At 42.9% G+C, this 21,758-nt stretch carries 29 protein-coding genes and 2 pseudogenes; 6 read left to right on the top strand and 25 right to left on the bottom strand.

Annotated elements, in window-relative coordinates; genetic code table 11:
- The first annotated feature begins 58 nt into the window (after window positions 1-58).
- Both NT178_06585 and NT178_06580 read left to right on the top strand, forming a co-directional pair.
- Complete coding sequence (locus NT178_06585) at window positions 59-1,300, top strand: Nramp family divalent metal transporter (GenBank protein ID MCX5812195.1); 1,242 nt, start codon at window positions 59-61, stop codon at window positions 1,298-1,300.
- Window positions 1,301-1,440: 140 nt separating this feature from the next.
- Complete coding sequence (locus tag NT178_06580) at window positions 1,441-1,872, top strand: single-stranded DNA-binding protein (GenBank protein ID MCX5812194.1); 432 nt, start codon at window positions 1,441-1,443, stop codon at window positions 1,870-1,872.
- 49 nt (window positions 1,873-1,921) lie between these two features.
- On the opposite strand, the gene NT178_06575 is transcribed toward NT178_06580, so the two are convergent.
- The 25 genes from NT178_06575 to NT178_06455 form a co-directional block, all read right to left on the bottom strand.
- Window positions 1,922-2,428, bottom strand: a complete 507-nt coding sequence (locus NT178_06575; GenBank protein ID MCX5812193.1) for an NYN domain-containing protein — start codon at window positions 2,426-2,428, stop codon at window positions 1,922-1,924.
- Between the two features lie 186 nt (window positions 2,429-2,614).
- Window positions 2,615-3,031, bottom strand: coding sequence for a transcription antitermination factor NusB (gene nusB, locus NT178_06570; protein MCX5812192.1), 417 nt, complete (start codon window positions 3,029-3,031; stop codon window positions 2,615-2,617).
- Complete coding sequence (ribE, locus tag NT178_06565; GenBank protein ID MCX5812191.1) at window positions 3,004-3,492, bottom strand: 6,7-dimethyl-8-ribityllumazine synthase; 489 nt, start codon at window positions 3,490-3,492, stop codon at window positions 3,004-3,006. Before ribE ends, nusB begins: the two co-directional genes overlap by 28 nt.
- Window positions 3,493-3,504: 12 nt before the next feature.
- A complete protein-coding gene (locus tag NT178_06560; protein ID MCX5812190.1) occupies window positions 3,505-4,710 on the bottom strand; it encodes a bifunctional 3,4-dihydroxy-2-butanone-4-phosphate synthase/GTP cyclohydrolase II in 1,206 nt (401 codons plus the stop codon).
- 3 nt (window positions 4,711-4,713) lie between these two features.
- Window positions 4,714-5,361 (bottom strand): riboflavin synthase, encoded by a 648-nt coding sequence (locus NT178_06555; GenBank protein ID MCX5812189.1) that lies wholly within the window; start codon window positions 5,359-5,361, stop codon window positions 4,714-4,716.
- The gene (gene ribD / locus NT178_06550) at window positions 5,342-6,445 is read right to left on the bottom strand and encodes a bifunctional diaminohydroxyphosphoribosylaminopyrimidine deaminase/5-amino-6-(5-phosphoribosylamino)uracil reductase RibD (GenBank protein MCX5812188.1); all 1,104 of its coding nucleotides are present in this window, start codon (window positions 6,443-6,445) and stop codon (window positions 5,342-5,344) included. The genes NT178_06555 and ribD overlap by 20 nt, the downstream gene beginning before the upstream one ends.
- Before the next feature lie 18 nt (window positions 6,446-6,463).
- Window positions 6,464-6,952: a transcriptional regulator NrdR gene (nrdR, locus tag NT178_06545; GenBank protein MCX5812187.1), complete on the bottom strand. Its 489-nt coding sequence runs from the start codon at window positions 6,950-6,952 to the stop codon at window positions 6,464-6,466.
- Window positions 6,949-7,509, bottom strand: a complete 561-nt coding sequence (locus NT178_06540; protein ID MCX5812186.1) for a cytidine/deoxycytidylate deaminase family protein — start codon at window positions 7,507-7,509, stop codon at window positions 6,949-6,951. The genes nrdR and NT178_06540 overlap by 4 nt, the downstream gene beginning before the upstream one ends.
- A complete protein-coding gene (locus tag NT178_06535; GenBank protein MCX5812185.1) occupies window positions 7,506-8,753 on the bottom strand; it encodes a serine hydroxymethyltransferase in 1,248 nt (415 codons plus the stop codon). The genes NT178_06540 and NT178_06535 overlap by 4 nt, the downstream gene beginning before the upstream one ends.
- Before the next feature lie 67 nt (window positions 8,754-8,820).
- The gene (gene rpiB, locus NT178_06530) at window positions 8,821-9,270 is read right to left on the bottom strand and encodes a ribose 5-phosphate isomerase B (GenBank protein MCX5812184.1); all 450 of its coding nucleotides are present in this window, start codon (window positions 9,268-9,270) and stop codon (window positions 8,821-8,823) included.
- Window positions 9,270-10,508 (bottom strand): beta-ketoacyl-ACP synthase II, encoded by a 1,239-nt coding sequence (gene fabF / locus NT178_06525; protein ID MCX5812183.1) that lies wholly within the window; start codon window positions 10,506-10,508, stop codon window positions 9,270-9,272. The genes rpiB and fabF overlap by 1 nt, the downstream gene beginning before the upstream one ends.
- A gap of 16 nt (window positions 10,509-10,524) precedes the next feature.
- The gene (gene acpP / locus NT178_06520) at window positions 10,525-10,764 is read right to left on the bottom strand and encodes an acyl carrier protein (GenBank protein ID MCX5812182.1); all 240 of its coding nucleotides are present in this window, start codon (window positions 10,762-10,764) and stop codon (window positions 10,525-10,527) included.
- A gap of 87 nt (window positions 10,765-10,851) precedes the next feature.
- Window positions 10,852-11,577, bottom strand: a complete 726-nt coding sequence (gene fabG / locus NT178_06515) for a 3-oxoacyl-[acyl-carrier-protein] reductase (protein ID MCX5812181.1) — start codon at window positions 11,575-11,577, stop codon at window positions 10,852-10,854.
- Window positions 11,574-12,512 carry an ACP S-malonyltransferase gene (fabD, locus tag NT178_06510; protein MCX5812180.1) on the bottom strand — a complete coding sequence of 313 codons (939 nt, stop codon included), beginning with the start codon at window positions 12,510-12,512 and terminating at the stop codon, window positions 11,574-11,576. Before fabD ends, fabG begins: the two co-directional genes overlap by 4 nt.
- Window positions 12,513-12,588: 76 nt before the next feature.
- Entirely contained in the window at window positions 12,589-13,752 is a 1,164-nt protein-coding gene (locus tag NT178_06505; protein MCX5812179.1) for an acyl-CoA dehydrogenase family protein, read from the bottom strand.
- Window positions 13,737-14,762, bottom strand: a complete 1,026-nt coding sequence (plsX, locus tag NT178_06500) for a phosphate acyltransferase PlsX (GenBank protein MCX5812178.1) — start codon at window positions 14,760-14,762, stop codon at window positions 13,737-13,739. Before plsX ends, NT178_06505 begins: the two co-directional genes overlap by 16 nt.
- Before the next feature lie 8 nt (window positions 14,763-14,770).
- Window positions 14,771-14,953 carry a 50S ribosomal protein L32 gene (gene rpmF, locus NT178_06495; protein MCX5812177.1) on the bottom strand — a complete coding sequence of 61 codons (183 nt, stop codon included), beginning with the start codon at window positions 14,951-14,953 and terminating at the stop codon, window positions 14,771-14,773.
- Window positions 14,892-15,479: a DUF177 domain-containing protein gene (locus NT178_06490; protein ID MCX5812176.1), complete on the bottom strand. Its 588-nt coding sequence runs from the start codon at window positions 15,477-15,479 to the stop codon at window positions 14,892-14,894. Before NT178_06490 ends, rpmF begins: the two co-directional genes overlap by 62 nt.
- 59 nt (window positions 15,480-15,538) lie before the next feature.
- Window positions 15,539-15,811 carry a DUF167 domain-containing protein gene (locus tag NT178_06485; protein MCX5812175.1) on the bottom strand — a complete coding sequence of 91 codons (273 nt, stop codon included), beginning with the start codon at window positions 15,809-15,811 and terminating at the stop codon, window positions 15,539-15,541.
- 15 nt (window positions 15,812-15,826) lie between these two features.
- A complete protein-coding gene (locus NT178_06480; protein ID MCX5812174.1) occupies window positions 15,827-16,375 on the bottom strand; it encodes a redoxin domain-containing protein in 549 nt (182 codons plus the stop codon).
- Between the two features lie 33 nt (window positions 16,376-16,408).
- On the bottom strand, window positions 16,409-16,708 hold the full coding sequence (locus tag NT178_06475; protein MCX5812173.1) for a YggT family protein: 300 nt from the start codon (window positions 16,706-16,708) through the stop codon (window positions 16,409-16,411).
- 424 nt (window positions 16,709-17,132) lie between these two features.
- Entirely contained in the window at window positions 17,133-18,443 is a 1,311-nt protein-coding gene (mtaB, locus tag NT178_06470) for a tRNA (N(6)-L-threonylcarbamoyladenosine(37)-C(2))-methylthiotransferase MtaB (GenBank protein MCX5812172.1), read from the bottom strand.
- A gap of 119 nt (window positions 18,444-18,562) precedes the next feature.
- Complete coding sequence (locus NT178_06465) at window positions 18,563-18,790, bottom strand: tyrosine-type recombinase/integrase (protein MCX5812171.1); 228 nt, start codon at window positions 18,788-18,790, stop codon at window positions 18,563-18,565.
- On the bottom strand, window positions 18,771-19,574 hold the full coding sequence (locus tag NT178_06460) for an integron integrase (protein MCX5812170.1): 804 nt from the start codon (window positions 19,572-19,574) through the stop codon (window positions 18,771-18,773). The genes NT178_06465 and NT178_06460 overlap by 20 nt, the downstream gene beginning before the upstream one ends.
- A gap of 118 nt (window positions 19,575-19,692) precedes the next feature.
- Window positions 19,693-19,827 (bottom strand): hypothetical protein, encoded by a 135-nt coding sequence (locus NT178_06455; protein ID MCX5812169.1) that lies wholly within the window; start codon window positions 19,825-19,827, stop codon window positions 19,693-19,695.
- Window positions 19,828-20,120: 293 nt separating this feature from the next.
- On the opposite strand from NT178_06455, the pseudogene NT178_06450 reads away from it, so the two are divergent.
- The 4 genes and pseudogenes from NT178_06450 to NT178_06435 all read left to right on the top strand — a co-directional run bounded on the left by NT178_06450 (window position 20,121) and on the right by NT178_06435 (window position 21,530).
- A pseudogene (locus NT178_06450) lies at window positions 20,121-20,339 on the top strand (type II toxin-antitoxin system HicB family antitoxin).
- Window positions 20,336-20,521, top strand: a pseudogene (locus NT178_06445) (type II toxin-antitoxin system HicA family toxin). Before NT178_06450 ends, NT178_06445 begins: the two co-directional pseudogenes overlap by 4 nt.
- Window positions 20,522-20,610: 89 nt before the next feature.
- Window positions 20,611-20,889 (top strand): hypothetical protein, encoded by a 279-nt coding sequence (locus NT178_06440; protein MCX5812168.1) that lies wholly within the window; start codon window positions 20,611-20,613, stop codon window positions 20,887-20,889.
- A 95-nt stretch (window positions 20,890-20,984) separates the two neighbouring features.
- Window positions 20,985-21,530 (top strand): lipocalin family protein, encoded by a 546-nt coding sequence (locus tag NT178_06435; protein ID MCX5812167.1) that lies wholly within the window; start codon window positions 20,985-20,987, stop codon window positions 21,528-21,530.
- The last annotated feature ends 228 nt before the right edge of the window (window positions 21,531-21,758 follow it).

Raw genomic sequence — 21,758 nt, 5'->3', positions numbered from 1 at the left:
TCTTGTTTATTGATACTTTGAATTGCAACATCAAAATATCTGTGGTATATCAGTGGGCATGTTTACACGAAGAAGGCTCATAATATTGCTTTCTCTTATAGGTCCAGCAATAATTACCTCCAATATAGATAATGATGCGGGCGGTATCGCCATCTATTCTATTGCCGGGGCGCGCTACGGGTACAACCTCCTGTGGACCCTTATCCCTATAGTTTTTCTCCTTATGGTATATCAGGAAATGTCTGCGCGAATGGGGGTAGTCACAGGCAAGGGCCTTGCGGACCTTATACGTGAGAATTATGGAATAAGAACTGCCTTCTGGGTTATGGTGTGCCTTTTTTTTACAAACCTCGGGAATACTATGGCTGAATTTTCAGGATGGGCGGCAAGCATGGAGCTTTTTAATGTATCCAAATACATTTCCGTGCCTCTTGGAGCTGCCTTTGTATGGTTTTTGGTCAGGAGGTGGAATTACAGTATATTTGAAAAAATATTCCTCTTTGTCTGTTTAATATATCTTACCTATATTTTTTCTGCGTTCTCCGCAAAACCTGACTGGAAAGAGGTAATGGTCAAGACAGTAACACCTTCCATTCAATGGAACATGGATTACCTGATTATTGTGGTCAGCATTATTGGCACTTCTATTACCCCATGGCAGCAATTTTATCTCCAGTCCAATGTTGTAGAAAAAGGGCTAAGCGAGAAATACCTTTGGGCATCAAGATTTGACGTAATTTTTGGTTCTATTATGATGGGAGTCATTGCGTATTTTATAATGGTAGCCTGTGGGGCCACATTGTTTCCCGCAGGCATCAAGATAGATTCAGCAGAAGATGCGGCCCTCTCATTAAAACCACTGGCAGGAAAATATGCCTATATACTTTTCGCTGTAGGCCTTGCCAATGCCTCTCTGTTTTCGGCTTGCATTCTCCCGCTTGCCACAACTTATTATATTTGCGAGGCCTTCGGGTGGGAAGCAGGTATAGGAAAAAGCTTTAAAGAAGCCCCCCAGTTTATGTCCATGTTTACAACATTCCTGATACTGGGCGCTGCATTTGTTTTAATACCTAATCTCCCCCTGATCAAAGTGATGTGGTTTTCTCAGATCATAAACTGTTTTCTTCTCCCTGTGGTTTTAATATTTATGCTTCGGCTCATCAACAACAAAGAACTTATGGGTGGATACAAAAACTCATTATGGACAAACATTATCTCATATACAAGCACGACCATCCTGATCATCTTAAGCGTCACGCTTCTCTTCAACACAATAGCCGATTTTTTCCGTGTTCATTGACATTTGGTTCTTAATACTATAAGTTTAACTATGCAGATTTACACAGAAGAGTGCTCGCAGACTGTCATTGTTGTTACGCTATTGGCGTGACTTCATATAGTTTTTGTAAATTTTTTTAAAAACGTAAAACAGGGGGAAGTATGTCAAGTATAAATAAGGTGATACTTATTGGAAGACTCGGTGGAGACCCGGAGCTGCGGTATACTGCGGATGGATCGCCTGTTGCAACATTTAATGTTGCAACCTCGGAAACATGGAAGGATAAAAGCGGCAACAAACAGGAAAGAACAGAGTGGCACAGGGTAGTTGCCTGGAGAAAGCTCGGCGAGATTTCCGCAGAATATTTGAAAAAAGGGAAACTTGTTTATATCGAGGGGAGAATTCAGTCACGTGAATTTGAAGGAAAAGATGGGGCAAAAAGAAAGATGTATGAAATCATTGCCTCAAATATGAAGATGATTGGAGGCGGTGCTCAAACCGAAGGTGGAAGATGGAAGGCAGACGAAGGCCCACCTGCTACCCGAGAAGATGATTTTATACCTGAAATAGAGGAAGACGATTTAAAGATGTAAAATAAGAGGGCTAAAAAGGATTATACTGTCCTACCATGACAAAGCATGTTTAGATTTTACCAAGGGTCTTTGTGGATTTTCTCAATTTTTTAGGAAGTTTTCTCGGGTTGCCCTTTTTCTTTCCGGACTGCTGGTCAGTTTCATCTGATTCTGTATATTGCCCGGATGTATCTCTTGCCATCAGCGCTTCCAAGCCTGGCGGTGTAAGAAAGGCGGCACCATGTCGTTTTGCCTCATCAATGATTTCCCTGTCCGAGCTTACAACAATAATGCCGGCACGCTTTTCCCTTATCCACCCGATGATAACATCATCTGCAGTTTCCTTCTCCCTGGAATACACTACATCAATACCTTTATAATTCTCTCTTTGCCTACCGGTTGAAAAGCTATTATAGGCATCAAAAACTACTGTTATTTTAACACCTTTTATCCTTTTATATTGCCCAAACCTCTCAAGAATAGACCTCCTCAGCATATCAAGGTTCGATCCTTCACCCGCGGGAGAGGTTCTTATTCTGTTTATGTAATTATATCCGTCAATTATTAAGTGAGGCATGATTTTTCAGATTCAGCCAAAGATGAAGAACGCGGGTTTAAATCCTGTGCCCCCGGCTCTATACCCTTTGTTATATGTTTATTTATTTAAAGATATATTAACCAACCATTGTATTGCGGGTAACCCCCGCTAGTTACTTCAAAGAACTTCTTCCGAATGGTCAATACTACAGGTCCGGGTTTGCCGTTACCGATCTTTCTGTCCATAGTAGTCTTTGAATATCCTGTCAAGGACTCCGTTAATAAAATCACCGGAATCTCCGTTTCCATACTTCTTCCCCATTTCAATTGCCTCATCGATTGCAACCTTTGGCGGTACATCCTGGGAAAACAGCATCTCATATACGCCAATTCTCATAACATTTTTATCAACAAGGGCAATCCTGTCCATTTTCCAGTGTTCACATGCAGATGCAATAAACCTGTCTATTGTTTCCCTTTCCTTTTTAACACCGGTCAGAAGCAACATCGCGTAATCCGTAATATCTTTTTGATAGGGGAAGGTTTCACAGTATCTGTCGAGGGCAAGCTCAGAACCTTCGTTGTTTGTTTCCAACTGGTAGAGCATTCTCAATGCTAACTCTCTTGCTTTTCTTCTACGCACAAAGCATTTTCCCTTATAAGATTCACCATTTCTACTGCACTCAAGGCAGCATCATAGCCTTTATTCCCTGATTTTGTTCCTGCCCGCTCTATTGCCTGCTCAATATTTTCACTTGTAATAATACCGAAAACAACAGGCTTTTCATACTCAAGGGAAACTTGTGCAATGCCCTTCGCGACCTCTGATGCAATGTAATTAAAATGTGGGGTTGCGCCCTTTATTACAGTGCCAAGGCATATCACACAGTCTATATTTTTCTTCTTGGCGAGGAGTTTTGCAATAAGAGGTATTTCAAAGGCGCCAGGAACTTTATATACATCAATCTGTTTATCCTCTGCCCCATGCCTCTTCAAACCATCAAGGGCGCCTTCAAGAAGCCTGTCCGTGATAAAGCTGTTAAACCTGCTTACTATTACTGCAAACTTAAAACCCTTTGCGCTAAGTTTTCCTTCACGTATCATAATATATGCTCCTTATATATTATTGAGGATATGACCCATCTTTTCCTGCTTGGTTCTAAGATACGTAATACTGTCTTTTGTCGGTAATATCTCGAGCGGCACCCGCTCAACAATGGTAAGACCGTATCCTTCAAGCCCTATTATCTTTTTCGGATTATTTGTGAGCAGTCTCATCTTCCTGACACCGAGGTCATTTAAAATCTGAGCGCCTATCCCATAATCCCTCAAGTCAGCCGAAAAACCAAGGGCTATATTCGCCTCAACTGTATCATGTCCATGATCCTGCAGGTTATATGCCCTCAGCTTGTTCAATAAGCCAATTCCCCTGCCTTCCTGTCTCATGTACAATAAAATACCTTTCCCCTCTTTTTCAATTATACTGAGGGCGACACGTAACTGTTCTCCGCAATCACACCGCAAGGATCCGAGTACATCTCCGGTAAAGCATTCGGAATGTACCCTTACAAGCACACTGTCGTCAGGCTTAATGTCACCCTTAACGAGTGCTAAGTGTGTTTTTTTATCTATATCATTTTCATAGCCTATTATTGTAAATTCACCGCCATACCGTGTAGGGATTCTTGTTTCAGTCACCCTTCTTACGAGTTTTTCAGTTTTTGTTTTGTACTTGATCAAATCTGCTACAGTACAAATCTTCAATCCGTGTTGCTCTGCAAATATCTCAAGGTCAGACAGTCGCGCCATGGTTCCATCTTCCTTCATGATCTCGCATATAACGCCTGAAGGTTTTAATCCTGCAAGTCTTGCCATATCAACAGATGCCTCTGTATGGCCTACCCGAACAAGGACGCCGCCCTGCAGTGCAATAAGCGGAAACACATGGCCGGGTCTTACAAGATCATCAGATGTTGAGTTGTCATCTATAGCCACCTGTATTGTCCTGGCCCTGTCGTGGGCGGAAATACCCGTTGTTACTCCCTCTCTTGCCTCTATTGATACTGTAAAAGCCGTATTATGTCGCGAGGTATTTTCCTGGACCATTAAAGGGAGGTCCAATGCCTTTGCTTTTTCTTCTGTTAAGGAAAGACATATGAGACCGCAGGCATACCGCGCCATAAACGTTATAGCTTCAGGGGTCACTTTTTCAGCGGCAATCATTACATCGCCTTCATTCTCCCGGTCTTCATCGTCTACAATGATGACCATCTTACCTTCACGTATATCAGGGATCACATCTTCCATGTTTGAAATTACCATATCTTATTCCCCTTTTATAAATCCTTGTTCGTAAAGAAAGTTCATGGTTATCCCTTTTTTGCTGACTTTGTCCACAAAGCTCTCTATGTACTTTCCGATAATGTCCGTCTCTATGTTAACCTTATTGTGCACATTTATTTCACCAATTGTGGTTTTAGACACTGTGAAAGGAATTATATTAACACTAAATATATTACCACGTTGCTCGTTGACTGTCAAACTTATTCCATTTATTGCAACAGAGCCTTTTCTTACTATATAGCGGGATAAATCGGACGGTATTTCAACTTCCAGCCTTATCGAATCACCTTCTTTGCTGATATTTGTTATTGTGCCGATCCCATCCACGTGTCCCATTACAAAATGACCCCCGAATCTGCCGTCGGATGCCATTGCCCTCTCAATATTTACCCTGCTCCCTGTTTTTTTGTCTTTCAAGGTTGTCAAACTGAGCGTTTCAAGTGAGGCATCTGCATAAAACATGTCCTTTTTAAGACTTGTAGCTGTCAGACAAACTCCATCAATGGCAATGCTGTCGCCTTCATGTATGCCCTGGTCCCCGAAGACCGTCTTTATACAAAACTCCCACTTGCCTCCGGACTTCCTGATATCCGATATCGACCCAATGTCTTCAATAATTCCTGTGAACATAACCCTCTACGTATATATCTTCTTTGAATCTTTTAATGAAAGAGATATCGATTTTATAGGCGTCCTTTAAAAAATCAATACCGCGTCCCCCGATAATATTGAGAGCGCTTTTCCCTCCAATAAAGATCGGGGCATAAAATAATACCACCTTATCCAACAGACCTTCCTTCAGAAGACTGCTGTGTGTTTCACCCCCGCCCTCCACAAGCACGCTGACAATCTCCCTTTTGTATAACTCTTCGCATACATGTCTGACTGAGACCCTCCCGTTCTCTTCCCTGGGAACTTTTATAATCTCTACACCAAGTGATTTCAGCTTGGCTTCCTTGTCTGAACGTGAGTCTTCTGAAGCAAACACAAATGTTTTGTACTTTTCGGATGTCCTTACTATATCGCTTGCAAGGGGTATTCTAAGCTTGGAATCAAGGATGATACGGACAGGGTATTTCTTGGGGCGCAGCATCCGTGGAACAAGAATAGGGTTATCGGTAATGACCGTGTTGATGCCTACCATGATGCCGTCCATTGTTGATCTCAGTTTATTCGCAAAATTCCTTGACTCTTCATTGGATATCCACTTGGAATCACAGGTCTTAGTTGCTATCTTTCCATCAAGGCTGGCCGCTGCCTTCATTACAAAAAAAGGTCTCTTTTTTTCCATATAGACGACAAAGGCCTCGTTGAGCTTCCTTGCCTCGTCTTCAAGAAGACCGACTTTCACACTTATATCAGCCTTTTTCAGCGCATCAATGCCCTTTCCATTCATATCAGGATTTGGATCAAGCATGGAAGCCACTACTTTCTTTATACCTGCTTTCTTTATTGCGTCCACACAGGGAGGTGTCCTCCCGAAATGAACGCAGGGCTCAAGATTCACATAAAGGGTTGAACCTATAGCGCTTTCCTTTGCATCATCTATAGCCATAATCTCTGCATGGGGAAGGCCCGGCTTCTTATGATACCCTTTTCCCACAATGCGCGCACCTTTAACCAGAACTGCGCCGACCATGGGATTGGGAGATGTTGTGCCGAATCCTCTTCGTGCAAGTGAAATTGCCATTTTCATATAATCTTCTTCTTTCATTCACCCACCCCTAATTTTTTAACTCTTCTCCTCTTCCCCGTTGATCCATTCCCCTTTTTTCAGCAGAAGGCCTCTGAGTTCATTCATAAACTCATTAATGTCCCTGAATTGCCGGTAAACGGATGCAAACCTGACATAAGCTACCTCGTCGAGCTTTTTCAGCTCTTCCATAACCATTTCCCCTATTTCTGCTCCTTTGGTCTCTCTTTCACCGCCCTCAAGCAGGTTATATTCAATCCTTGAAACAATCTTTTCAATGTTTGTAATACTTATAGGCCTTTTTTCACAGGCCTTTTTTAAGCCGTTTAATATCTTTGTTCTATCAAAAACTTCTCTTCTCCCGTCTTTTTTGATTACCAGCGGCAACCCCTCTTCAAGTCTTTCAGCGGTACTGAATCTCTTCCCGCACTTAAGACACTCCCTCCGCCTGCGGATAGTGTCCATCTCCTTGCTTACCCTTGAATCAAGGACTTTACTCTCTAAAGATTCACAAAAAGGACATTTCATAATTTTTTCGCGGAGCGAAGTTTTGAGTTATGAGTTATGAGTTTTGAGTTATGTGATTTTGATTGCCGGTGATCTTCGGACTGATGCCCCGATTCCAAATTTGCGTTCATGTCCACCTTCACGAGGGTAACGCCCGATTCGTTTATCATCTCCATGGACAGGCTGTCAGGATAACCATTAGCATAGAATACCCTTACAATCCCTGCATTAATAATCATCTTGATACATATTGAACACGGCAGATGGGTTGAATAGATATCAGCGCTGCTGATAGAAACACCGTGATATGCAGCCTGAATAATGGCGTTCTGTTCAGCATGGAGACCCTTGCATAGTTCATGCCTTTCGCCGGATGCAATATTAAGTGTTTCCCGCAGACATCCCGCTTCGATGCAATGTTTTAGCCCTGTTGGGGCTCCATTGTAGCCTGTAGACAGTATTCTCTTCTCTTTCACAATTAATGCCCCGACGTTCCTTCTTTTACATGTAGACCGCTTTGAAACAATCTGCGCAATCTCCATAAAATAGGAATCCCAATCAGGACGATTATTTATCATATCTCATATATACCCGAATAAAAAGGGAATCTTTTACATAATGCTTCAACATTTTCTTTAATTTCAAGATGAAGCGATTCATTCTCAAGATCTTTCAGGACCCTGTCCATAAAATCGCAAATTAGTTCCATTTCATGCTCTTTCATACCCCGTGTAGTAATTGCCGGGGTTCCTATTCTGATGCCACTCGTAACATTTGGGCTCTTTGAATCAAAAGGAATCAAGTTTTTGTTGACCATGATCCCGCTTTTTTCAAGGGCTTCCTGGGCCTGTTTTCCCGTTATCCCTCTGGTTGACAAATCAACAAGAAATAGATGGTTGTCTGTACCTCCGGAGACTATACGAAATCCGCACTTCTCCATACAAGCGGCCAGATGTCTGGCATTCTTGATAATCTGCCCTTGGTACTCCCTGAATTCGTCACTCATGGCATTTTTCAATGCCACAGCCTTTGCTGCAATCACATGCATAAGCGGTCCGCCCTGAATACCGGGAAAAACTGCAGAGTCTACTGTTTTTGCCAGCTCTTTCTTGCAAAGTATCAAGCCGCCTCTTGGTCCACGGAGTGTCTTGTGAGTGGTTGTGGTTACAAAATGTGCATGTTCCACCGGACTCGGGTGCAGTCCTGCAGCGACAAGTCCTGCAATATGGGCTATATCCGCCATAAGATAGGCGCCTACCTCATCGGCAATCTCTCTGAACTTTTTGAAATCCAAAACCCTCGAATATGCGCTGGCGCCTGTAACGATCATCTTCGGCTTCTCATCAAGGGCAATCTTCCTGATCTCATTATAGTCGAGTTCTTCGTTCAAACTTGAAACTTTATAGCCTAAAGCACGGTAGAACTTACCGGAAAAACTTACACGTGCACCATGCGTCAGATGCCCGCCATGGTCTATATCCATACCGAGGATTGTATCACCTAATTTGAGAGCGCCATAAAAAACAGCCATATTTGCAGCAGACCCGGAATGGGGCTGGACATTTGCGTGTTCGGCATGAAAAAGCGCCTTTGCCCTATCTATGGCTATCTGTTCTATCTCGTCCAGATATTTGCATCCGCTGTAATACCTTTTCGAAGGGTAGCCTTCAGCATATTTATTTGTAAGGGGAGAACCCTGTGCTTCAAGGATTTCCTCATCTACATAGTTTTCCGATGCAATCAGGATAAGGCTGTGTTCTTCCCTTTCGATCTCCTGTTTTACAAGTCCGTAAATCTCTTTATCTTTCTCTGCCAGCTTCATGATTGCCTTACCTGCCCACAGCCCAAAGTATTTAATGTGGAATATGGAGCGTTAAATATTTTCACTTTTATTTAAGGTGTTTCTCCTCCCACTGCTTTATCTTTTTCACCCTTCGCTCGTGCCTTCCGCCTTCAAAAGATGTTCCGAGCCATACCTTCACAATTTCTTCTGCCATCCCTTTGCCGATTACCCTTGCCCCAAGCACAAGTACATTTGCATCAAGATGCTTTCTGCTCTGAATGGCTGTATACAGGTCTTGTACAAGCGATGCGCGTATGCCTTTCACCTTATTCGCAACAATATTCATTCCCATACCGGTGCCGCAAATAAGTATTCCTTTGTCTGCTTCTCCGGTTGATACAAGCTCTGCAGCCTTAAAACCAAAATCAGAGTAATCTACAGAATCCTCTGTGTGCGTCCCCAAATCAACAAATGAGTAACCTGCCTTTTCAATAATGCCTTTTATGTACTCCTTCAACTCAAAACCGGCATGGTCTGAAGCGAGGGCAATCTTCATCAATTAAATCTCCGGAATACGAGAGTCGAGTTCGTACCCCCAAAACCGAATGAATTTGACATGGCAACATCTATCCTGTGACTCCTTGATACATTGGGCACGTAATCAAGGTCACACTGCGGGTCAGGTGTTTCATAGTTGATTGTAGGAGGACAGATATTATCCCTTATACTCAACAGAGAAAATATTGCCTCTATCGCCCCTGCGGCGCCCAGTAAATGACCTGTCATCGATTTGGTGGAACTTACCGGGATCTTGTATGCTTTTTCTTTGAATACCTCTTTTATTGCAAGCGTCTCTGTATAGTCGTTCAATTCCGTTGATGTTCCGTGGGCATTAATATAATCCACATCTTCCGGTGATATTCCGCCGTCTTTCAACGCCATTTTTATGCAACGGATAAAGCCCTCTCCGTCCGGGCATGGGGCAGTAATATGGTATGCATCCCCATTATACCCGTAACCGGCTATCTCCCCGTATATCTTTGCACCTCTTTTCAAGGCATGTTCAAGCTCTTCAAGAACTACTATCCCCGAACCTTCAGAGACAACAAAACCGTTCCTGTCCTTGTCAAAGGGGCGTGAAGCTTTCTGGGGCGCATCATTCCGTGTGGAAAGCGCCTTCATTGCATTGAAACCGCCAACAGTAAGGGGAGTAAGGTTAGCTTCAGTTCCTCCCGCCACCATGACATCGGCATCCCCATACTGGATTATCCGTGATGCCTCTCCAATGGAATGCGAGCCTGTTGCACATGCCGTGACAATGGACAGATTCGGGCCTTTCATACCGTACTGAATCGCAATATGGCCCGGCGCCTCATTCGCTATAAGCATAGGGATAAAAAAAGGCGTAATTCTACTGGGACCACGTTCCAGAAGTACGCTGTGGTACTTTTCAATGGTCGGCAAGCCCCCGAGTCCCGTACCTACTACTACACCTATTCTTTCGGCGTCCTCTTTGCTCATGTCAAGGCCCGCATCTTCCACTGCTACCTTGGAAGCTGCAAGGGCATACTGGATAAACAGATCCATTCTTTTAATCTCTTTTGGGGGGATATAGTCTTCAGGTTTAAATTCCTTGATCTCACCGGCAAATTTCGTCTCATGCAGGGTAGTGTCGAAACGGGTGATCGGGGCTATCCCCGATTCACCGTTCAAAATTCGCTGCCATACATTTTCTATTCCGATACCGAGAGGCGTTGCAAGACCTACACCAGTGGCAACCACCCTTCTTTTCAATGTATTCACCTCTTTGTTATTTTTCTGCCATACGCTGTTCTATATATTTGATTGCATCCCCCACGGTCTCCATTTTCTCTGCATCTTCATCAGGGATTTCAATCCCGTACGCGTCTTCCAGTGCCATGATGAGCTCAACAATGTCAAGAGAGTCAGCTCCAAGGTCATCAATAAATTTTGCTTCAGGGACTACTTCAGACTCATTTACACCGAGCTGCTCAACAATCATCTCTTTTACCTTTTCTGTTACTGTCATCTAAGAATCACCTCCTCGATTTATTAACGCTGAAACTGTATTGCCAGTTATCAGCGGTCGCCAAATAAAACCTGAATCTAATAAACATTACATATACAGACCACCGTTAACGTTTATCACCTCCCCTGTAACATACTCCCCATATTCAGAAAGCAGGAAATATACTACCCGGGCTATTTCTATTGGTTCACCATATCTTTTTAAGGGAATTGCCTTAAGCATTTCCTCCTTATATTTATCATCTAATATTTCCGTCATCTTTGTGTTAATAAAACCCGGGGCAACGGCATTTACCCGTATCCCTCTCTCGCCGTATTCCTTTGCTATGCTTTTCGTAAAACCTATAATACCTGCTTTGCTTGCAGCATAATTTGCCTGGCCGGCATTTCCCATCACCCCGGCAATCGACGAAATATTCACAATAGAACCGCCGGTTCTCAACATATGCCTGATAACCGCCCTTGTGCAGTTAAAAACGCTTTTCAGGTTCACCCGGATTACCTTGTCCCAGTCTTCTTCCTTCATCCTCAGCAACAATTTATCAGCCGTAATACCGGCATTATTAACAAGGTTGTTGATCTGCCCCATATTTTTTATCACACTGCCGACAGATTCTTCAACAGCCTTGAAATCTGATACATCAACTTGATAAAACTCGGCTTTTCGCCCTTTTTCTATTATTGCATTCAGCACTTCGTTCCCATCGATGATATCGAATATGGCAATATCTCCGCCTTTATCCGCCAGAAATTCCGCTATTTCCCGACCTATGCCCTGTGCACCGCCGGTAACTATTGTCACCATGTCTTTCATGCAAGCAATCCCTTCACCGCCTCGATATCTTCAAATTCTTCCACATTATAGCAGGGAACATCCGGCTCAATTCTCTTAATCAGGTTTGAAAGTACTTTCTGGGGGCCTACCTCCAGGAACGCCTCCACGCCTTCCTTTACCATCCGTTTCACACAACTTTCCCATAAAACGGGCGAAAACATCTGTCTGTAAAGCTTGTCCGGTATGGCATTCTTATCCTGTTCAGGGCCGGCATCCACATTGCACACAACCGGGATATCTATATCACTGATCGGGATTTTACCCAGTTCGTCTTCTAATCTTTCTGCCGCCTCCCTCATCAGGGGGCTATGAAAGGGTCCTGAAACATTTAAGAATACAGCTTTTTTATACCCTATTCCCTTAAGTTTTTCAACAGCCTCTTTTAAGGTCTCCACATTGCCCGATAAAACCACCTGTTCTTTGGAATTAAGGTTTGCCGGCACAGCTACATAATCGTCGTGCGAAATTTCCTGTAAAACCGGTTCTATCTTTCCCATATCAGCACCAATGAGGGCTACCATGCCGCCCTTGCCCTTCGGACACGCTTCTTCCATAAACATGCCTCTTTTTCTCGTAATCATCAGGGCGTCCTCAAATCTAAAAAATTTGCCTGCAAGCAACGCCGTGTACTCGCCAAGACTATGCCCTGCAACAAGGTACGGTACAATACCCGTCTGCTCCTTCAGCACCTGCCATACAGCATAACTAACAAGGAGCAGTGCAGGCTGTGTATTATATGTCTGCCGTAATTCATCTTCAGGCCCTTCAAAACAAAGCTTTGTTATTGAAAAACCAAGTGTTTCATCGGCTGTTTTAAATAAATCTCTCACATATTCAAACCTATCAAAGAGTCCCTTCCCCATGCCAACATGCTGAGAACCCTGACCCGGAAAAACAATACCAACCTTTTTCATTCAAATCCTCTTTTCTGGTTGAATTATTAATTTTATCCAATAACTAAACATTCAAAATTTAAAATTCAACACTGCTTTATCTCTTCTTCTTCGATGCAGCCTCTTTTACAAGCTCAAGGGCGATTACATTCCTTTGAATCTGGTTTGCCCCTTCATATATCTGGAGTATCTTTGCATCCCTCATCATCTTTTCAACCGGGTATTCTTTCATGTACCCGTATCCTCCAAAGATCTGGATGGCATCAACAGTTACCTTCATCGCCACATCGCTCGGGAAAACCTTCGCTATAGCCGAGACCTTTGAAAAATCCTTCGGATTGCTGTCTATGTATCGCGCAACAGCATATATAAGGGCACGAGCAGCCTCGACCTGTATTGCCATATCGGCAAGCATATGCTGCAGGGCCTGGAACGTGATAATCTTCCTCTCAAATTGTTCCCTCTCTCTGGCATAATTAACCGCTTCATCTAGCGCGCTCTGTGCAACCCCAACGGCCTGTGCACCGATACCAGGCCTTGTCCTGTCAAATGTCTTCATAGCAAGAATGAAACCCATCCCCTCTCTACCTATAACATTTTCTTTAGGAACTTTGCAATCCTGAAATACAAGCTCTCTTGTCGCAGAAGCCCTTATGCCAAGCTTCTTCTCTTTTTTGCCAAAGGAAAAACCTTCCATACCCTTTTCAACGATAAATCCTGTTGCACCCCTGCCGCCTTTTTTTCTGTCGGTCATTGCAATAACACTGTATATTTCAGCCTCACCGCCGTTTGTAATCCATTGTTTTGTGCCGTTCAGGATGTATTCGTCCCCCATTTTTTTTGCCTCTGTCCTGATTCCCTGCGCATCGCTCCCTGCATTCGCCTCTGTCAGGGCAAACGCGCCGAGCTTGTTGCCGCTCGCTATCTCCGTCAGATATTTTTTCTTCTGTGCCTCAGAACCGCCGAGCAGGATCGGATACGCACCAAGAAGGCTCGCTGCATAGCTTACAGAAATACCAAGACAACCCTTGCTCAATTCTTCAACAACAAGACAGTTCTCAAATACTCCCCCGCCTGTCCCGCCATATTCCTCGGGAATATTTACGCCAAAAAGACCTGTATCCGCACACGCCTTCATGACAGCCCAGGGGAATTCCTCTTTCTCGTCAAGCTCTGCCCTTACAGGCAGTATTTTTTCTTCCATAATTCTCCGAGCCAATGCCTGTATCTGCCTCTGTTCTTCCGTTAAAAAATAATCCATTTCTTTTTCTCCTTTTTCTTCTGAAGTGATTGGTGGCTCTGCATTGTCTCTTTTATAAATTCGTTCAGATTTTTTTCAACAAACCTTTTTGCTAATGCAATTGCATTCTTTATCGCTTTCCCATTGGATTTCCCATGGCATATTATACAGACGCCGTCAACCCCGAGCAGAGGCGCTCCGCCTGTTTCCGAATAATCAAGCTGCTTTGCAATTTCCTTTAATACATCCTTCATAAAAAGATAGCCTATCTTCCGCCTGACTTTCTTTTCGATACCCTCTTTAAGCAAAAGCATTAAAGACTCTGCCACCCCCTCGCTTACCTTCAACGCCACATTTCCCACAAAACCGTCGCTTACCACAACATCGGTACTACCATTGTGAATATCAGTGCCTTCCACATATCCTATATAATTAAGCCCCAGGCCTTTTATCAGGGTATGAGCTTCCCTTGTTAATTCATTTCCTTTTGTCTCTTCTTCAGCGTTGCTCAGAATACCGATCCGCGGGGCATCTATGCCAAGGACACACCTTGCAAATACATCGCCCATAAGGGCAAACTGAGCAAGATTTATGGGTTTGCAATCAACATTTCCGCCGGAATCCAGAAGGATCGATTTCCCTCCCTTTACGTTCGGATTCAGTGTTGCTATAGCCGGCCTGTCAACAAACCCCAACCTTCCGAGGGTGAAAATAGCAAAGGCCATTGCTGCTCCGGAATTACCCGCTGTAACAACAGCCTGAACCTTTTGGGCCTTCATTAGCTCAAATGCCTTATTAATGGAAGAATCTTTCTTCTTTCGCAGGGCATTTGAAGGGGATTCATCCATCTCAACATATGTAGGCGTATGGTAAATCTCAATGCCTTCAGGGTTTTTTATCAGCGGTTTTATAACTCCTTCATCACCGAGAAGAACTATATCCGCTATCTTTTCGCTGCATGCAAGCTCCACCCCTTCAACTACGGCACGGGGTGCGAAGTCTCCACCCATTCCGTCAACCGCTATCTTTATCATACTGTTTATGCTTCTTTGACCTTTAAAAACTGTTTTCCCCTATAAAATCCGCACTTCGGACAGACAATGTGCGGTAATTTGGGTTCTTTACAGTTCGGACAAAGCACAACATTAACAGCTGTTAATTTATAATGCGTCCTTCGTTTGTCCCTTTTTGATTGAGAAGTTTTTCTTTTTGGAACTGCCATAATTCTCTCCTTGAGGCGCTAAAAAAGCGTTTAATTTTTCCTTCAGCAACTTATCTGAAACCTTATTGCAATAGCACTCTTCAATGTTATTATTTTTTCCGCATACAGCACAAAGACCCCTGCAATCCTCCCTGCAAAGGGGCTTGATCGGTATATTCAGCAACACCTCTTCATATACCAGCGGATTTATGTCTATCTCATCGCCTTCATAATAATAGACCTCCAGGTCTTCCCCGGCAAGTTCAAGTTCAGTGTCCGGTACAGGAGCTTTTTTTATAAGCCCTATATCGAGCCAGGTCTGTATTTTGAAAGGAAATACATCCAGACACCTTCCGCACATCAGGGAAAGGGAACACCCTATAGAACCCTCCAGCCTTACGTTGTTTTCAAACTTCCTGACAACAATATCATAGTCAACAGGGGTAAGAAAGGAAAACTCATCATCTTTAGCCTCCCTTAACTGTGAGCCGTCTATCTTTCCTTTTAATACAACTCCATCTTCTATCTCTAAAAGCCTTATAACCATATCTTCCCTTCTTTTGAGTCTGATAATATAATTGGTTTATCCTTTAATTGTCAAGGAAATTAACCTGTTGTAACTGTTGTGGTTTTACCTGCTACTCTTTCTATCGCCGCTTCATCAACGGGTATTGAGACAAGTTTTCTCTTGTCCTTATCTCCCCTTACTATCTTAACTTCAGACCTTTTCACATTGAAAATATCTGAAAGATATCCTATAAGCTCCTCATTTGCCTTGCCTTCAACGGGCAGTGATGTGAGTCTTACCTTTAAGCCAATGCCTTCCCGAACAACCCCTCTCTTTTTTGCATTGGTTATAACTTTTATCTCGATATTCACAGCGGCCTTCCTGCCTTACATATCCCCTGCAAGCTTTTGGATCAGGTCTTTACACTGATTTATTTCATTGTTGTTCAGTTTTCCTGATTTAAAAAATCTGATTATTCCCGTACGATCTATGATAACAATATTGCTTTTATTATCTTCCATCCCATAATCTGTAGACATCTTGCCATCCCAATCTCCATAAACTATCAGGTTTTCTTTCTTCGAGTTTTTTACCAGATTCTTTTTCCATACACTTCTTATAACCCATGATGCAGAAGAACAGTCGATAACAGATAAAACCATTGTACGGGCTTTCAATGTCTCTGAGCCGTTCAACAATGTTGCAAGCTCATTTTTAAAAGACCTGTTCAGCTCAATAGCATCTTTTGACTCATAGAGAATGATAACCGCTTTGCCCTGAAGTGTATTGAAAGGCAACTTTTTATCATCACCGGATTTAATGTTGAATTGAGGCGCTTTTGTACCCGGTTCAAGACTCATCGCTTTTACAGGCATTAAGGATAAAAGGATAAGCGTCATTAACAACATAATGGAATACTTTTTGTAAATACCCATCTTTACCTCCGGATAGGCAAAATAACTGCTCCGTTATTTCATTCTCATGCCCATGTCAAAAAGGGTTGATACAAGAAACTTTTGTAAAAAAATAACAGCCAGCATTAATATAAAGGGCGCCACATCAACCATACCTATCCTTGTGGGGATAATCCTGGAGATTCTGTACGTCAGAGGATCTACAAGCATGCAGATAGTTTTGACAATAGGGTTGGAGGGGTCAGGCCTTATCCATGAAAGGATGGCCCGTGCGAAGATTACCCAGAAATAAAGATCGAGCAAAAGGTTTAATATATAAGCAATGCCCGAAAACAGATTACCAAAAACAAACATAATACCTCCCCGGATTAAGCAAGCATATTGTTAAAATTTTTAGTTCTTTTGTAAAAAGCTTTTTAATTTAATATATTACTACAAATTAATTGCCCCTCCAATTATATATTAAAAAACAACTGGGGTTGAAACTGATACTTTATCCTCTCGCCCACTCCCTTGCGGTCGTTCGAGACCGCAGAGAGCACAGAGAAAATCTTTTCTTTCCGGCCTGATTTCGGAAAAATATAATCAGGCCGGATTGCATGCAGCCCATTGAAGCAGTCTCGTCAATGGGCTGCAAAAAGAAGTATATTGCCTTTCTCTGCGGCCTCTGTGAGAGATAATTTTCTTGCCTTTTAAACTCACTATAATATGCAGCAACTCACCACCTATTTTTTATTGCCCCACAGGTTAAAACCCCGTCAGCTTAAATTGAACGGTTTCATATTTTAGTCTCGTCTTTGAAATCCTGTCCGTCTGCAGCGATAAGATTCACTGCCCCAAGCAGTAGACTTTCCTCAATTCCCTTAATTTTAACCATTACCAGCTTATTTTCAAGGTTTTTCTGATATGGGATATATACCGGCATATAGTTATCGGTATAGCCCCTCATGTATAGCCCCTTATAGAGTTTGCCCTCCGGTATAATCACCTGTTCTGTGCCAACAAACTGCTGATAAAAAGCCAGCCTTTTTTCGGCATCAAGCGTTTTAAACCTGCGCACCCTCTGTTTTTTTGCAGATTCGGGAATGCCTCCTGCCATGGAAAAAGCCGCTGTCCCCTTCCGCGCGGCATAGGGAAAAACATGGAGGTAGTATATCGGGGCCGATTCAAGAAACCGGTACGTTTCTTCAAATACCTCTTCGTCCTCTCCGGGGAACCCCACTATCACGTCCATACCGATGCCGACGCCTCTTATCTTATTTTGAATATTTGCAATGATATCATTTATATAGGCACGGTTATAGCGCCGCCCCATCTTTTCAAGTATCGCATCGGATGCGCTCTGTAGCGGGACATGGAGGCTTCTTGTAATCTTTTGAGAACCGGCGACAATCTCAATAAATTCTCCATCAATATAAAGAGGATCGATCGAGCTTATCCGTATACGTTCCGGCGTCACGCTTGTTTCAAGGAGGGCGAGCAAATTCTTTAAATCCTTATTTGACGCCGGGTCTCTATAAGAGGCTATCTCTATGCCGGTGAGGACAACTTCCTTTACCCCCTTTTGTTTCAGTTCACCTAGGGTCTCCAGAATCTCCTTGATAGGCCTGCTTCTCGGCTTTCCCCTTGCATAGGGAACTACACAATAACTGCAAAATTTATCGCAGCCATCCTGAATCTTCAAAAAAAACCTGGTTTTATTGATGGGCAGTATATCAACAGCGCATGTTTCCAGAGAAAACAGCTCCCTTTCCGACACAAAAACACCCTTTTTGTCGAGGAAATCAGTGATGCGGAACTTCTCGGCCTGACCCAGAATAAGGTCGGCGCCGAAAGAACGCTCAGGGTAGACCTGTCCGTGACAACCGGCAATGATAATCTTCGCCTTCTCATTCTTCCTGCGGCTCTGGTTGACAAACCTCCTGATATCCCTTTCCGCCCCGTCCGTTAACGTGCAGGCATCAATGATAATAATATCGGCAAGGGACATGGGGGATCGGGTCATTCCCGCGCTTTCCAGATTGCTGGAAATCACATAAGAATCCCATTGATTTGCCTTGCAGCCGGTGGTATGGATGAAATATTTCATGTATGACTTCAATCTTTTTTGTGCTTACTGCATTATGATAATAATTAGGCATAACTATATCATCCGGCTGGACTAAAGGTCAATTGGAAGAAAATATCTATTGCAATCAGATACTTATACTAAAGCATATCAAGAGGGCTTTTCGGTGCGTTTTTCATATCTCGCATAACATGGGTATAGATCATTGTCGTCTCCACATTCTTATGACCAAGTAACTCCTGAACCTCCCTGATATTAACCCCATTCATAAGAAGATGTGTGGCGTAACTATGCCGGAGAGTATGACAGCTCGCCATTTTTGTCAGACCAGCTTCTAATACCGCTTCTTTAAACGCTTTTTGCAGCAATGCGGGGTCTAAAATGCCAGCGCATGATCTTGCCGCTTTTCGGATCAACAGAAGGTCTTCTGGCCGGGAAAACCCATTGCCATACCCAGCTTTTCCCGGCATTAGGGTATTTTTTATCAAGCGCATTAGGCAATGACACCTCTCCATATCCAATGGCAATATCTTTTTCATGCATTATCTTGGTATCGGCAATATGCTTTTTAAGTGCCTCTTTTATCATCTTCGGCAGTACAAGAGAGCGGTCTTCATCACCTTTGCCGGAGTGCACTAAAACAAGGCTATTTTCAAAGTCAATATCTTTTACCCTCAAACGTAAACATTCGGAAAGACGTAAACCGCATCCGTATAGAAGCTGTGCCATAAGCAGATATTGTCCATCCATACAAGAAAGCAGACGCTTCACCTCCTCACTGCTCAAAACCACAGGAAGATAAGTCCCTTTTTTTGCCCGGGCAACTTTATCAATGTTACCTATAGGGCATTTCAGTGCATAACGACTCAAAAAAAGGAGAGAACTAAATGCCTGGTTTTGGGTTGAAGCCGATACTCGCTCTTTTATGGCAAGATAAGTAAGGTAGTTTTTTATATCGTCTCCGTCAATCTTGTCCGGCTCCTTGTTTTTTGTATATAATGCAAAACGGACTATCCAGCCAATGTATGTTTTTTCAGTACTTGTAGAGTAATGGCGCAGACGTATCTCCTTTCTTGTTTCTTCAATTGTAGCCCACCATAGTTGAGATAATTTTCCAGTTTGCTCGCTCTGCGTATTACTGTTTGTTGACATCTTTATGGGTTTACCGAGAAACTGTTCAACGTATGTTATTACTGCATCTGCCGCCTGTTTTATCTGCCACTCAGCAACTTTACCGTCTGCCTCAAGGGAGTCAAGGTATTGATTTATTTTATTTTAAATCCATCTCTTCAGGTTTATATTTACAGAATTTAAGAAACTTTTGTGTCCAGTGAATATAGTACTTTATCTTATCCTCCGGCACCTTGCCTGATTTAGACAGAAATGTTTTAAATTCGCTCAGCAAGCCAACTCCTTTTGATTAAGATTGAGCAATTGCTGCATGCAGTATAACATCGATATATCAATAATATACTGCATACTTTCTATTGTCAACCATTGCTATAATTGATTGTATCTATCTGATTTTCTGGGTATTATCTTTAAATGTTTAATTATTTAATTTGTTGAAATCTTTCATTGCAAATACTAATATTTCGGAAATTACTGCATGCAGTAGATTAATTGTTGACCATAAAATGAAATAAATTCCATCGGATATCAATATCGGTTATAATTAAATGGAAGTAGGGAAATCAAATGGATACCCAATATACCGCAATAGTAAAACAACAAGGTGATTGGTGGATAGGATGGATAGAGGAGGTTCCGGGTGTAAACTGCCAGGAAAGCAGCCGTCAGGAGCTTATGCAAACACTTCGCATAACACTCCAGGAAGCCATATAGTTTAACCGGCAAGATGCCATTGCATCAGCAGGAAGCGGCTATGAAGAAGAAAGAATTGCTGTTTCGGCATGAAAAGAAACGAATTATTGAAACACTTGCGAAGACATGGATGCGAGTTCATCAGAGAAGGCCACCTGCATTCTTGGTGGAGCAATGTCAGCCTGAATAAACGCTCATCCATACCAAGGCACACTGAAATCGATGACAGTCTTGCAAAAAAGACATGTAAAGACCTTGGGATAGAACCAAATAAAGTGAGTCAAATCGCTGGAGCCAATCGGCAACAAAAAACGTTGCCTCTGGCTCAGCTTTGCGTTGTACCATTAAACATAAGGATATAAACATGAATAAGTCCATTGACCGTGGATCTTTCTTGGTAACGGCTATAACTCTTGGTTTGTTCATTGCCGCCCTTTTTACCAAGGGACTATCACACGACCTGTTCCTTGAAGCCGGTGTATTCCTTGTATCCGTCAAGCTCATCATTATGACGTATAGAAACAGCGTGTCTGTTGGTAACCTGGATAGAAAACTTGATACCATCTTGGCAAAGCTGTCAAAACCCGCCGATAAGACCGGGGATACGGAAGGCAAATCCCAAGATCAATCAGATCAAGAGTAGTCAACTGAACGGGCAAGCCGCTTCATCTTACGGCTTTTTACTGCGGACGACCGGGATATAGGGTTTTGCAGGTCGAAACACAGGAGGGGTATAAGGTGAGAAAGATAGCAATAGTGTTATTCATCTTCTTATTCGGATGTGTCGGCATCCCTGAAAAGGTGAAACCTGTTGATAATTTCAAATTAGAGAGGTATCTGGGCAAGTGGTATGAAATTGCGAGGATAGACCATGCTTTTGAACGGGGTCTAACTCGGGTAACCGCCCAATATACCATGAGGGATGACGTTGGTGTAAGGGTATTGAACCGTGGTTACTCTGAAAAAGAAAAGATGTGGAAACAAGCTGAAGGGAAAGCATACTTCGTTCAGGGGACAGATAAGGGTTACTTAAAAGTTACCTTCTTCGGGCCCTTTTACGGTTCATATATTGTATTCGAACTTGATAATGAGCATTACCGCTATTCGCTAGTTTGCGGGCCTGACAAATCTTATTTATGGATTCTGGCCAGAGACCCGGAAATAAAGAACGATCTGAAGGATGCCCTCATAGCAAAGGCAGCGGCACTCGGCTTTGATATAAGCAGATTGATATTTGTCGATCAGCACTACCATCCAGACGAAAACAGAGAGGCCAGTCATTGACAAGAGGCAAAGAAAAGAATGAAAAGCATGGACAACAAGGCAGCGGACGTCTTACAGTCGCCGCTGATTTTAGACATTATGTGAAGGATAAACTTGACTATGAGTGACAATGGTGTACACTGTTAGTACACAATTGGAGGTTAGGTTATGAAATTCATAAGCGTACGTGACTTACGAGGGAAATCTGCCGAGGTTTGGAAGAATCTCCCGACAGAACGGGAGTTAATT

The organism is Pseudomonadota bacterium (assembly GCA_026388255.1).
Classification (GTDB): domain Bacteria; phylum Desulfobacterota; class Syntrophorhabdia; order Syntrophorhabdales; family Syntrophorhabdaceae; genus JAPLKB01.
The sequence above is the reverse complement of the archived record's forward strand: the minus strand, read 5'-3'. Positions and strand labels throughout refer to the sequence as shown.